Genomic DNA, 13,132 nt, shown 5'->3' on the forward strand with positions numbered 1-13,132 from the left:
AACAGTCGGGGATTACAAAGTTAATTACACCACATACGTTTAGACACTCGTTCGCGACTCATCTTTTGCAATCAGGAGCAGACATTCGCAAAGTACGCGGCTGCCTTTTTTAAGAATTCATTTTCCTCTTTCAGGTCGTGCAGCTCACGCTTAAGACGGCGTAACTCCTCGCTTTCATGTTTCGAGTAATCGACGCCTTGAACGGTATTAAATTGCTTGTCGGAAAGACGGTTGAATTGCCTGCGCCAGTTATAGATTTGCTGGGCGCTGATCCCCAGTTCTTCGGCGACTGATTTATTGGTATTACCCGGTAATTCCGCACGACGTACTGCTTCGCGACGGAATTCTTCGGTATAGGCCTGGGTTCTTTTCTTTTTAGTCATGAGACACCTCTTTTTCTAACTATAGAAGGTGTCTACTTTTTTTGGGTAAGTCCTACACATAACGCCCGCCACAAACGCGAGCAACTTGTTGTGAATCGAGCCGCGAAGCGGCGTTTTGATGGCGATTGTTATGTGCCACGCATATCGTTACCACAGTTATGACAGATATACTCAGACCATTCGATAAATAATGTTTTTTTAATATGCCCAATTTTTGGCGCGTACTGCCATGGTTTATTACAAGCTGGGCAAATAATTTCTGAAAGTTTGACCTCAATTATTGTTAGAGCAATGAAACCGAAGAAGAAACCAAATGCAATCAAATAAATGTTGTTCATCAGATTTAAAAACAGCAATAAACAGATTATCAATCTCATGTATAAAAGTCTGTCAAATTTACTCACGGTCTCTCCTTAGCACATTACAGTATCAAGTGATTAGTGTTGACACCGAGGGAGTCTACATAAGCCTATTAGTGCGAATTCCCGGTTAAGGAAGTTATCCACAACCTCACCATTGCCCACCAATAAACTTTTTTATTCAATAATAGCAATAAGTTATCAGGTGTTTTTCTTACGAGCAATTAAGAGATGGCTCATAAAATACGTGCCTTCACTTATTCTGGCCCTACTTGGCTCGCGATATAATTTATTTTCTCATTAAATATCATCAGATTATCTATTATCACCACATAACCGAGCCGGTTTTTTGTGTTACATAGTGTGCCAAACAACTCTAATTACAGGCATAAAAAGAGCAGCCGTCGGCTGCTCTTTTTATATTGCTAAGCTTAATTTTGCTGGAAGGGATACACTGAGCCAATAGAGAGTATCTGAGTCAGCTCATCAAGCGCCGTTTGGCTTTCAGTCATCAGGCAGGGGTCGGCCAAGTCCTTCTCTGAGACTCTGTCACGGTAGTGTTTTTTCACCCAGTCGGATAAAACGGCGTAAAGCCTGTCATCCAACAGGCAGGAGGGGTTCACCGCCGCCAGCTCCTGCTGTGACAGTGCAACTCGCAAACGCAGGCAAGCCGGTCCGCCGCCATTTTGCATGCTTTGCTTCAAGTCCAAATAGATCACCTCATTAATCGGGTTACTGGCCTTGCATAACAGTGACAGATAGCGCTCCACCCTGCCTATGGTCTGACACTCGCTTGGGGCGATAATGGCCATGCCCCCGCTTGGCAGGCTCACCAATTGGCTGTTAAATATATAGCTTTTAATCGCATCGTCGACGGTCACGTCTGTTGTTTTTACTTCTATCAGGTGCAAAGGGCGAGAGCCTGAATATCCGTTGCGGATCTGCGCTATCACCAACTGCTGCTGATAAAACGCCTGCTCATGAAACAGCAACACATTTTCGTTGCCAATGGCTATGACATCGTTGTGAAACACCCCCTGATCGATAACGTCGGGGTTTTGCTGAATAAACAAGGTGCGCGCTGGGTCGAGCTGATGGCTGCGTGCTATTGCTTCACTCGCCTGGCGGGTTTGTCTGGCGGGAAACGCGGAGGGCCTAACATTGGAATTCATGTCTTCGCCATAGACAAACAAGGCAAGCCCACTGTGGCCGTAACTGTCGACCAGCCTGGTGTAGTTTGCCGCCCCCTCATCACCAAAGAGTGAGTGCTGGGGCAAAGGCGGATGATGCACAAAATGCGCATCATCATTAAAGGTGGCACGCAAAATTTGCCCCGTGGTTTTCGCCTCTATCGCCCGATGCAGCTTATTATTCAGGTTGGCCGGCGTAAAGTGCACCTTGGCGTCTTGCGTATCACACCCGGGCGAGATGGTAGCAGCGTTGGCTGCCCACATGGATGATGCCGAATAACAGGCCTTCAACAACATGGGCTCGGTTTTCGCTGCCTTGTCGATCACCGCCGCATCCGAGCCGCTGAATCCCAGGGCTCTTAGCGTCGCTAAGTCAGGGCGGGCATTGGGCGCCAGCACTCCTTGGTACAGCCCCAGTTGTACTAAAGACCACATTTTTTCCAGACCCTGCAGCGCCGCTTGCCTGGGATTAGCCACCTTATTGGCATTGGATTTAGATGCAATATTACCGTACGACAAGCCTGCATAATTGTGGGTAGGCCCTACCAGGCCATCAAAATTAACCTCGTAATAACTCACTGCTGCCCCCTTTTGGTGCGTGATGCACTATGTTGGTTTTGATTGTTCCCGCGTTGTCGCCCGCTGTTTACCAGCCCATCCCCCAGCTCTCCTACACTAAGGGAGCAAAGCGAATCAGGTGTAAAACGTATCGGCGCGATAAAGAGTAGGCAATCAAGTCCTGTGCCAAGGTGCGCAAAAAAGAACTAGTTCGGTTAGGCAGGTAAGCAGCTTTCCCGCAGGTTACCAAGTTCAATACCTGCTAACGGACTTTACCGGCAATCTGTTCAATGTCCTGCTTCAGTCCCTTGTATAGGCCGAGCATAAACAACAGCTCCACCACCACAAACAGCGGGCCGATCACCAGGCCAATCAGATCGTCGACGAACGCCGGTTTCTTCCCTTCAAAATAGTGACCGATAAATTGAAATACCCAGGCGAGCAGGAACAGCCCACCCCCCCAGCCCGGCCAGTGTGGCCAGGGTAAGGCGGCCAAAGGTGCCGCGCCCACCAAGACGGCGGCCATCAGTACCGTCATCACTAAACCAAGGGACAGGGATAGAAACAAATAATAAACACAGGTGATGGCAACAGCTAGGGTGGCGGGAGTGAGTGTGAGTTCGGGAGTGAGCGTAAAGCTTGGTCGCGATAACAACACCGCCAAGGCATACACTATCAACGGGATGCCGATAAATTGAGTGTAAATATTGCGCTTATCCCTATGATAGTGGGCGTAGTTAGCCAGTTGGCTGACAAGTGTTTTCATCGTCTCTAACCTGCTTTACGTATATTTCTATAGATAAAAACCAGTTTAGAGTAAAAAATCTAATCTGCCTACGCCTTTTCCGCCTGACCGCTACCCACCTGATCTTTAAAGATAAAATAGCTTCTTATCAGCATAAAGATAAGTGTCGCGCCAATAAAGGCCGCCATCATATGATGCAACACCAGGTGGCTGGCAATAAACATGGGCACATCCTCCCATGACTCAAGCGTGAAGAGTTTTATCAGCAACATGGCGTAGGCTAAAAGGTGCAGCCCAAGCGCGAGTTTGAGTATTTTCGCGGCGCGGCGGCGTAACCAGGGTTCGGGCTTGCCCAAACCTAAGCGCAGCAATAATAACCCCAACAGTGCCAGCACTATGGAAAGGCCACCCAGCCCCAATAGTGACGTTTTTACCAATATCAGGGCGAGAATAATGTAAGGCCACATCAGTGATTTGCTCCTTGCAGTCGCTGATAAAGCCCGGACGCGCGACTAATGGGCTGATTAATGGCATGGAACAAGGTACGCATATCGCAGATAAGCTCAATGTGCTTTTTAGCCCGGGTAATGCCGGTGTAAACCAGTTGGCGGTTAAGACGCTGTCCGCCACGGCCTAAGGGCGGTAGTACCATGGCGGTATGAGCAAATTCCGAGCCCTGCGACTTATGTATGGTCATGGCAAAGACCTTATCAAACCCGGGCAGGCGCCCCGGCTCTATGGCGCGGAGTGTACCATCGCTGCCTATAAACATGGCTTTCAGGGCACCGTCCTCGTCCGGTAAAACTATCCCTATATCGCCATTAAAGAGGCGTAACTGATAGTCGTTTTGGCTGATCATCAAGGGCATACCAAGATAAAAACGTTGCCTCAGATCGATTAATCCCTGCTGTGCCAAACGTTGTTCAATACGTTGATTAAGCTGTTGCACGCCAAAGGGACCTTCGCGCAGCGCCGCCAGCAATTGATATTGAGCAAAAGCCTGATGCACGGCCTTGGCGCCCGCGCCCTCACCAGCCAAGTTTAAATAGGTACTGTATTGGGTTGCGGCGCGGTCGATAAGCTGGGAATAGAATCCCTCCTGCAAATCAAAATAGCTGATATCCTTGGCATCGCTTTGCAGCAGCTGCCTGGCGGTATTTTGTTCGGCGCGATTGACCGCATAGGCCAGACGGCCAATGCCACTGCCCTGGGCAAAGCGGTAACTATGCTGCAAAAAGGCGATATTGTCGCGCAGCAGATAAGGGGTTTGCTGCTGGCTGTGATACTGGTGCTGCCCACACAGGCCAGCCAATTGCTGCGCCCAAGGCGCGCTGTAATTAGGCAGGTGGCCAAGCTGACACTGGCAGCACAAATCGGCCATGATATTGCCACTGTCCACCGAGCTTAATTGGTCCTTATCGCCGAGCAAAATCAACCGGGTATGCGGCGCCAGGGCATCCACCAGCTTGGCCATCAAGCTGATGTCTATCATGGAGGCCTCATCGACCACCACCAGATCAGCGTGCACCGGGTTGGCGGGGTTATGACGAAACTGATTGGAGTATTGCAAGGTACCGAGCAAACGGTGCAGGGTTTGCGCCTGCTCGGGAATAAGCGCCGCCACCTCCTGAGGTGCTTGCGGTAAGTCCAGCTTGGCACCTTGAATAGACTCGCTTAAGCGTGCCGCCGCCTTACCCGTGGGCGCCACCAACTCGATATGCAGCGGTGCCTCACGATACAGGGATTGCAAAATGGCCAATAGCCGAGTCACAGTAGTGGTTTTGCCTGTGCCCGGACCGCCGCTGATCACACAGAATTTGCGCGTGGCCGCAGTGGCACAGGCGACCTTTTGCCAGTTCGGGCTTTGTGCATCCTCGGCGCCAAAATACAACTGGATCAACTCCGCCAGACGGGCATTGTCCAAGGTGATGGGCGCTGTGGCCAACGCGCTAAAACGCTCGGCCAGTAGCGCCTCATACTCATCATATCGAGCCAGATACAGGGCGTTATCACGAAGGCGCAGCGGCATCCCTTCGCCAATGCAAGACAACTGAGATAGCCCTAGCTCAATATCAAGCCCAAGTTCCAGCCCTGGCTCTAAGGTGCGCAGATCAGGGGAGCGCAGGTCAAGGGCAAAAGGATTGCGGGTATCAATTGTGGTTAAATCCAGACAGCTATGCTGCTCATTCATGGCCTTAAGCAGCAATAAGAGCAGGTAGAAGCCCATTTCATTGCCGCTGTGCAGGGGCTCGCCCAGCAGCAGCTTGGCCAGCTCAATATCCACGGTGCGCACCTTATCATGCGCTTGTAGTAACTCAATCACCGCGCTCTCCTTGGGCGAATAAGGCATCCAGTTGGTTAATCTCATTGATACTAAAGGCTTTGCTGTAGACCCCTTGCTGCTGTGGCATGGCGCGCACAAAGGTGTAGATCATACCGCCCAAATGGCGCTCGGGATCGTAATCCGGCAAGCGTTTTTGCAATAAGCGATGCAGCGCCACCACATAAATTGCCCCTTGCACATGGTAGCTGTGCGCATTCATGGCATGAGTGAGGGCATTTTGATCATAATCCAAGGCGTTATCGCCCAGGTAATTTGATTTATAATCAAGCACATAATAACGACCCTGATAACAGAAAATAAGGTCAATAAAGCCCTTTAAGACGCCCTTCACCCGCTCAAAGTCAAAATCGAAGTCATGGCCGAACAAGCTCAGCATGGCGTGGTTAAAGGCTTTAGGTTCGAGCTCAAGCAGAGGCAGATGAAACTCCATTTCCACCAGGCACTGCTTATCTTCCAGCGCCCCCAGACTTAAGCCTGTGTTATCGAGCGGACAGCGCACTATGTCCACCATCCAATGTTGCAATAATTCCAGCCAACTCTCGTCCAGGGCATACTTGTGCAGGCTCTGCTCACACACCTGTTGCAGTTGCGTCATCGCTTCTGCCTCACCCTTGGCGACTCCGGCGAAGGAAATTTGCTCTAGGATATCGTGCAAACAACTGCCCGGCCCCGGGCCTTTGGGGAATTCGTAGCTGCTAAGGCTTGCCTCATCGGCGCTCCTGGACGGGTATAAATACTGCTCCATACGATGGTCTTCATCGTCGTCACCACCACCGGCGCCAAAACTCGGCGCTTCATGGCGTTTATAACTTAAGGCACTAAAGCTGGTCGCCCGCCAATGACGCTCTATACCCGCCGGTGGCGTAGCAAGGTGCAATTCAACGGCGTCGCTGTGCGCCAGTGCTATATCAGACACGGGCACCTGCTCTGTTAGCATCAGCGCCATATCCGCGTTCGTTGCAACCTTGTCGGCCAGTAAGGCATAGAAGTCCGACTGCGGCTCGGCCTCGCTAAATAGCAAATAGCCCAAGGCGCAGCTGTGCATCTGCGAGCGCCCTCTCTGGCCTATGCCGTACATTCCTAAAGAACAGTGATAGATAGCGCGGGTCAGCGCCACATAAAGCAAGCGCAGGTCTTCGGCCAAACGCTCACGCTCGGCGGCCATCATGGCCTGCTCGCTCTCGGCCAGATCCAAACGTAACTGGCCGTCGCTATGGTAATAAGCCATGGCGGCGCTGCGATAACTCTGGGCAAAGGGTATAAAGACTATGGGGTATTGCAAACCTTTGGAGGCGTGCATAGTAACGATTTGCACCAACTGCGCATCGGTTTCCAGGCGCAATTGGGCGCTGTCGCCCTCACCATATTCGCTGCTCAGCTGCTGATGAAAATAGCTGAGCAAACGCGTGGTGCCATCAAGTTCAATTTGCTTATGTTGGAGGATTTCGCCGAGATGACGAAAATCTGTTAACGCCCGCTGTACATCCCAGCCCAGATCGTGCCAGCGCTGAGGAAGTTTATTTTGCCAAAGCAGCTGCTCCAGCATGGCCAGGGCACCATCGGCATACCAGCGGCGTCTTAGCTCGGCAAATTCATTTAAAAGCTCACCCCAACGCTGCTGATCATCGCCAAGGGCATAGATCTGTGCCGCCGAGAAATTATAAAAGGGGCCGCTCAACATACCGCGCAGCAAGCGCTCGTCGTAAGGCCCGTGCAGTACGCTTAACAAGCGATACAAATGCTGTGCCAAAGGCTGCTTAAAGACGCTGTCACGAGCCAGATAAACACTGGCCACCCCGGCCTCAGCCAGAGCTTTTTTCATCAGCGCCGCCTCACGACGGTCACGCACCAGAATACAGAAATCGCCGGCACAGGGAGACGTCTCGCCCAGGGTTAAACGCCCCTGTTGTGCTTCACCCAGCAGATAATGGATGCGTTTGGCAAAACTCTCGGCCAAGGCGCCCTGCCCCAGCTCCTTAGAGAGTATCTCAGTGCCACCGCCATGCCAGATAAACTCCATCGCCGCCAAGGGCTTGCCATCAAGGCATAACTGCTCTTTCTTGCCCTTGGCTTTGACATTGAAAAACGGAATTTGCTCGTTATAAATAAAGCTCTGCGGATGACCGCTAAAGAGGTCGTTCACGCAGCCCACCAGTTGTGTGCTGGATCTGTGGTTGACCGCCAGGGTATACAGGCGCTGCTCATCGAGCTGTTGTTTGGCATCTATATAGGTAAAGATATCGGCACCGCGAAAGCCATAAATGGCCTGTTTCGGGTCGCCTATCATGGTCAGACCGCTCATCGCCGAGCTTAGAGGGCGATACAGGGTATTAAAAATCCCGTATTGGACGGGGTCTGTGTCCTGAAACTCATCGATCATGGCCACCGGATATTGGCTGCGTATCTGCCACGCCAACTCACCTTCGCTGTCATTACCTAGGGCCTGATAGAGGCCGCTCAGCAGGTCGTCCGGAGCCAAGAGTTGCTGGCGTTTTTTCGCCGTTTGCACATGGGTGCGCACATAATCCAGAGCGTAAACACACAATAGCTGGGCCAAAGACTGGCCAAAACCGGCGCTGAGCTCACTTAAGCGTTCAAACTCGCTCACCAGTTCATGGCTGAACTCCTTGCCATTTTTCTTATAAATGCTTGGGTCTTGCAGCGACTCGCTTGACCAAAGCGCAAACGACTTTTTGCCTTTATCCAGCTCAAGATCATCGCTGTGGGCAAAGGCCTGCAAAGCGGCAACATTGGCCTTGTGCTTAGGTTTAGCTGTCCCCTTGATATCGCTGGCGGCCAGGGCACTGAAGAAATCGCCGTTTTTAAGCGCCTGCTTAAACGGCTCCAGGGCCTCAAGGTATTGCGCTTGTTGCTGCCAAACCTGCTCTAATGCCTGCTGCGGGTCGTCAAAGCGCGGCTCTATGATCAGTTGCTCGCGATTGATCAGCGGGCTCAGGGTTTTTAGCAAGCTGTAAGGTGACTTATAATGGGCCAACACCGCCTGTACTTGCTGCGCCGATAAGGGGTAAACGAATTGCCGCCAAAAATCGAACACCGCCTGTTGCTGCAATTCACTTTCGTCCATAACGAAATGCAGGTTGAAGGCCATATTGGAGGCAAAGGCATGCTGTTTTAGCATGCGCTGGCAAAAGCCATGTATGGTGAAGATGGCACTGTCATCCAGAGACTTGGCCGCTGCATCCAGCAGGTTATAGGCCTGCTGTGGCTCTTTGACCTGAGCCAGCAATTGCTGCACCAGCTCATCGCTACTTGCTTTACCAAGCAGCACTTCCTTGGCCTCGGTGATGCGCGCCCGCACCCTGTCTTTAATTTCACTGGTGGCCGCCTCGGTAAAGGTCACCACCAGAATTTGCTCAACGCTTAAAGGCTCCCCGTCACTGCCATCTGAGCGCTGGTACATGCCCAACAAGTAACGCAGGTATAAGCCGGTAATGGTGTAGGTTTTACCCGTACCGGCACTGGCCTCAATCAGTTGCTGGCCAATCAAGGGCAAGCTGAGGGGATCAAGAATCTGCATATTTTTGCTCCTCAGCCATCTCATCGATAGGGGCTAACAATTGCAGCGCCCAGTCGCAAAATTCCTGCTCGCATTGGTATAAATCTCGGTAGTCGGCACTGATATAAGGATCGGCACGCTCCGGCACGCCGATATAGGCGCCAACAAATTTTAAATTCGCCTTGCCGACTTCCCCCTGTTGCAACCATTCCCAGGCACTGATAGGGAAAAATGCCGGGCTGCGTGTTTGCGCCTCACGGTAAAGAGCCAACCAGGGTAACAAGAGTTGCTCGGCATGAGCCACAGTTAGCGGTTCAAAACGCACTTGCTCATCAAGGCCCATCACCAAAGTAGTAACGGCCTGGCCGCTTAATTGCGCCAGCAAATGATAAATAAAGCCCTTGATACGGTCCTTGGGTTTAATACTGGCGCTGCGATAAAACACCTGCTCATTGGCGTAAACATGACTTAGCCAGCCCTGAATTTGGTAGCCGCCGACGCTGACATCCACTTCCACCAGCTGTGGCTCTTGCCCACCGATGCGCATTTGTACCTGCTGCGCTAACGCAGTAATACGGGTTTTTAATTGCTCCAGGGTCACTTCAGCCATGATCCCTTGTGGTAACACGCCGCGTTGAATTAACTCGGCATCATCTACCTCTTTATCATTAACGGCGCACTCAAGCAGCTCATCGAGCAGCTGATAGCGAGCCATAGGATCGACGGTAAAGTGCTCATTATCATCGCTGCCTTCATCTATGTCCTTGATGCGCACCGCCAGCACCTGCTGATAAAAAAACTGCTGGGCACGAGTAGCGCAGTGCAATAAGGCATCGAGCTCGATAATGGACTCAGGTGACGCTGCCAGAGGTTGTTTCTCGCCCTGCTCCGGCCCCTCTTCATAGGTCAAGGCCCAAACCGGATTAAAGCTCTGCCAGCGTCCTTGGCTTTGATAGTAGTCACTGTGAAATGGCTGCAAATGATGCACGGCGGTAAGGGCAGCACTCACGGCTTGGTCCTTATCCGGATAATAAAAACAGCGGTCGATATATTCGCATAGCTCGCTTAACAAGATAGAGGGCATGCGCTCACTGTTATCACGGCTGGAGCGGCCAATATAGCTAAGATATACGCTGTCACGGGCACTCAAGAGCGCCTCTAAAAACAGGTATCTGTCGTCCAGGCGACGCGAGCGGTCGCCCTTACGGCGTTTGCTAAAGGGCACCAGGTCAAAACCAATGGGCTGTACGTTACGGGGATAATCCGCATCATTTAAGCCAAGAATACAGACCTTTTTAAAGGGCACCGCCCGCATCGGCATCAGGGTACAGAAGTTCACCTGTCCCATTAAGAAACGCTGACCCACGCCCTTGTCGTCTATGCCTTGTTGCAGCAGGTTTACAAACACCCGCTGTGAGATGAGGCCAAGATAATCACCATTATAATAATGCTTGTCGACGGCGTTAAAGAGCCTGTCCATGGTCGCTAAATCCACCGCACTGAGACTCGTACTGGCAAACATCTGCTCCAACACCTGACGCATGGACGCCACTTTTTGCGCCAAGTCTGCATCCGGGCTAAGCAAGGCTTTGGCCGCCAAAAGCGCATTGATAAAGCTCAGCAACTTGCTCAAGATATCGCTGTTCATCCCCTCAACCGCATCGGCGGGATACAAACCCAAATAGGGTTCGCTTCGGGTTGCCATACCGAGTAACAAACGCTGTAAGCCCAACTGCCAGGTGTTCAAAGCCAATGTCGGCAGGGCAAATTCGCTTTTATGCTCACCGTCTATGCCCCACTTCACCCCGACCTGCTCAAGCCAGACATGGCATTGCTGTAATTCCGGCTCGGACAAGGCAAAACGCTCGCTGATGGCGCTAATTTGCAGCAGGTCCATTAATTCGCTGACGCCAAAGCGGCTAAAGGGTAAATTTGCCAGCACTAAAATGGCATTAAGCAGCGGGCGCTCCTGGGCGATAGATAAGTCGGCGATGGCATAGGGAATATGGCGCGCGCCCTTGGCACCACCAAACACCGCCTCGATAAAGGGACTGTATTGGCCGACATCCGGCATCATGACAATAATGTCTTTGGGCGTAAGGCTTGGGTCTTTAGCGAATTCCCGCAGCAGGTAGTCGTGCAAACATTCCACTTCCCGTAGCTGGGTATGGCAATTGGCCAGCTGCACCGAGGTGTCATCATCGCACACCGCCATCTTGCCTTCATCGCTTACAAACCAGTGCGTATCTTCGGCCAGACTCTGACCCTTAAAGGCCAGCTCATACACTTCTTGCTGAAGGCGACCAAGCAAATGCGGCGCAAATTCATCGTCAAAGCCGTCCAGCCACTTGCCGTCGAGCTGTATTAGTTGCTCTAAATAATCCCGCCCCAGTTTGCCCCAGGACGCCAATAATGGATTACCGACAATATAATAATGCTCGCCCTTTTGCGCCGCATCCAATTCGGGTTTGACCTTATAGCGGCTGTTAACCTTGGCCAGGGTTTTCTCATCAACCAGATCGCCCCAATAATGCTCGCTGGGGTTAAACAAGAAAACCAAGACCTGGGTATGGTGCGCCAGGGCGTTAAACACTTCTAACTGCGACTGAGCCAAGGCCGAGATGCCAAATATACAGATGCGCGATGGCAGTTGTACCTTATTGCTGGCGAGCGCCGCCAACAAGGCATCATGCATATTGGCGCGGTGATACGGGCTTTGCCCAAGCTCGGCCACCACAGCAACCAGGCTGCGCCATAAATCGGGTTGCCAGGGGGCATGTGAAATATCGACTTCATCCAGCTCATCCACGCCCTGCTCCCATATTTGCAGCCACTGGGGCCGGTACATCAAATAATGGTCAAAAACATCGGCGATTTTTTCGCACAGAGCAAAACGCTTGCTGCCATCGACATCATCTTCAAGATAGCTGGCCAGCGCCTGATACGGTTCCAGAGACAGCTTTTGCATTAATAACTCATAGAGCTTCCAGGCCATATTGGCCTTATTGAATGCGGACTCTTCAGGCACATCGGGCAGAACTTGCTGGTATAAGGACCAGATAAAGCTTGAAGGTAAGGGAAAGTCGACCTGAGCACAGACGCCCTGTTGCTTTGTCAGCTCAAGTTTGAGCCATTGAGACATACCCGGCGAGTGCACCAACACCAGCTCCCGAGCGAAAATATCATCGCTACTGGGGTTCGCTAACACCGCACATAACTGGGCGCTGAGAATCTCCATGCGATTAGACTGAATGATATGCAGCATGCGTAAAAGCTGTTAAATAATAAAGACCCAGTGTACGCAATTTTTCTTCTATACTCTAGGCTACTGTTACATAAGGTGAATTAGCCCATTGGTTTGCAAAAGCCGAGATTATGCAGTACCTTCAGACTTTCTCGGATGATATTTTCACAGGGTGTGAATATGCGTTTAATCGTCTCCAGTTTACTGTGTGCCGGTATCCTAGCCTGCGCCGTATTATTGTTTACCCAAGCCAACTCCAATCGCCCTCAACTGTCCCAATTACTGCTCCAAGCTCATACTCTCTCCCCGCAAATTCAAGGCCGTTTAGCCATAGGTGATACTGACCTGGCCAATATTAAAATTACCCGCACCTTATCCATAGGCCAGCAGCACTTTGTCAGTCAGGCGATCACAGACGAGCATGGCCAGTTCAGCTTTGCCGCCCATACTTCGGATGAGCCGCTGTTAGGGCGTTCACCCGACAGACTATGGCAGGATATCAGCGTGCAATATCAGGGCCAGCAATATGTGCTCTGGTACACCGCCATAGACCATGAAATGGATAATTTTATTGTTCAGGAAGCCCTGTCAAAGCTCGACTGCAATCTGCTTTGGGGAGAGGACGAATTCAGTATTCAGGATAGGCGTCATCTGGGTCTGCCAGTCAATGTCTATTCCATCTGCGACCTAGCACCGGAGCAGATACAAAAAAAGCCGCTCATATGAGCGGCTAAGTCAGGGTTGTCTAATCAGAATTCAAGCAACAAGCAGGTCATTACTTGCCGCCTAGAA

General features: G+C 51.4%; 9 protein-coding genes and 1 pseudogene. 2 read left to right on the forward strand and 8 right to left on the reverse strand.

From position 1 onward, the window contains the following. Nucleotides 1–107, forward strand: a pseudogene (locus tag C2M24_RS00010) (tyrosine-type recombinase/integrase); the annotation flags it as partial. Here the strand turns inward: C2M24_RS00010 and C2M24_RS00015 are convergent. The 8 genes from C2M24_RS00015 to recC form a co-directional block, all read right to left on the reverse strand. Next, nucleotides 72–383 (reverse strand): transposase, encoded by a 312-nt coding sequence (locus C2M24_RS00015; RefSeq protein WP_199774400.1) that lies wholly within the window; start codon nucleotides 381–383, stop codon nucleotides 72–74. The pseudogene C2M24_RS00010 and the gene C2M24_RS00015 sit on opposite strands and share 36 nt — an antisense overlap. A gap of 128 nt (nucleotides 384–511) precedes the next feature. Beyond that, the gene (locus C2M24_RS00020; protein WP_158677937.1) at nucleotides 512–787 is read right to left on the reverse strand and encodes a hypothetical protein; all 276 of its coding nucleotides are present in this window, start codon (nucleotides 785–787) and stop codon (nucleotides 512–514) included. A 386-nt stretch (nucleotides 788–1,173) separates the two neighbouring features. Continuing rightward, nucleotides 1,174–2,511 (reverse strand): N-succinylarginine dihydrolase, encoded by a 1,338-nt coding sequence (gene astB, locus C2M24_RS00025; protein ID WP_105212884.1) that lies wholly within the window; start codon nucleotides 2,509–2,511, stop codon nucleotides 1,174–1,176. Between the two features lie 241 nt (nucleotides 2,512–2,752). Next, on the reverse strand, nucleotides 2,753–3,256 hold the full coding sequence (locus tag C2M24_RS00030; RefSeq protein WP_105212885.1) for an Mpo1 family 2-hydroxy fatty acid dioxygenase: 504 nt from the start codon (nucleotides 3,254–3,256) through the stop codon (nucleotides 2,753–2,755). 68 nt (nucleotides 3,257–3,324) lie between these two features. Continuing rightward, nucleotides 3,325–3,702: a hypothetical protein gene (locus C2M24_RS00035; protein ID WP_105212886.1), complete on the reverse strand. Its 378-nt coding sequence runs from the start codon at nucleotides 3,700–3,702 to the stop codon at nucleotides 3,325–3,327. Continuing rightward, on the reverse strand, nucleotides 3,702–5,558 hold the full coding sequence (recD, locus tag C2M24_RS00040) for an exodeoxyribonuclease V subunit alpha (protein ID WP_105212887.1): 1,857 nt from the start codon (nucleotides 5,556–5,558) through the stop codon (nucleotides 3,702–3,704). Before recD ends, C2M24_RS00035 begins: the two co-directional genes overlap by 1 nt. Then, nucleotides 5,551–9,117: an exodeoxyribonuclease V subunit beta gene (gene recB / locus C2M24_RS00045; protein WP_105212888.1), complete on the reverse strand. Its 3,567-nt coding sequence runs from the start codon at nucleotides 9,115–9,117 to the stop codon at nucleotides 5,551–5,553. The genes recD and recB overlap by 8 nt, the downstream gene beginning before the upstream one ends. Further along, the gene (gene recC / locus C2M24_RS00050; RefSeq protein WP_105212889.1) at nucleotides 9,104–12,361 is read right to left on the reverse strand and encodes an exodeoxyribonuclease V subunit gamma; all 3,258 of its coding nucleotides are present in this window, start codon (nucleotides 12,359–12,361) and stop codon (nucleotides 9,104–9,106) included. The genes recB and recC overlap by 14 nt, the downstream gene beginning before the upstream one ends. Nucleotides 12,362–12,520: 159 nt before the next feature. On the opposite strand from recC, the gene C2M24_RS00055 reads away from it, so the two are divergent. Next, nucleotides 12,521–13,066 (forward strand): DUF6795 domain-containing protein, encoded by a 546-nt coding sequence (locus C2M24_RS00055; RefSeq protein ID WP_158681453.1) that lies wholly within the window; start codon nucleotides 12,521–12,523, stop codon nucleotides 13,064–13,066. The last annotated feature ends 66 nt before the right edge of the window (nucleotides 13,067–13,132 follow it).

The sequence above is a fragment of the Pseudoalteromonas sp. T1lg22 genome (assembly GCF_002964645.1).
Classification (GTDB): Bacteria; Pseudomonadota; Gammaproteobacteria; order Enterobacterales; family Alteromonadaceae; genus Pseudoalteromonas.

Excerpts from the sequence above, each read along its gene's own strand:
- C2M24_RS00015 (WP_199774400.1), bottom strand. The coding sequence starts at position 383 with ATGACTAAAAAGAAAAGAACCCAGGCCTATACCGAAGAATTCCGTCGC.
- C2M24_RS00030 (WP_105212885.1), bottom strand. The coding sequence starts at position 3,256 with ATGAAAACACTTGTCAGCCAACTGGCTAACTACGCCCACTATCATAGG.
- C2M24_RS00035 (WP_105212886.1), bottom strand. The coding sequence starts at position 3,702 with ATGTGGCCTTACATTATTCTCGCCCTGATATTGGTAAAAACGTCACTA.
- recB (WP_105212888.1), bottom strand. The coding sequence starts at position 9,117 with ATGCAGATTCTTGATCCCCTCAGCTTGCCCTTGATTGGCCAGCAACTG.
- recC (WP_105212889.1), bottom strand. The coding sequence starts at position 12,361 with ATGCTGCATATCATTCAGTCTAATCGCATGGAGATTCTCAGCGCCCAG.
- C2M24_RS00055 (WP_158681453.1), top strand. The coding sequence starts at position 12,521 with ATGCGTTTAATCGTCTCCAGTTTACTGTGTGCCGGTATCCTAGCCTGC.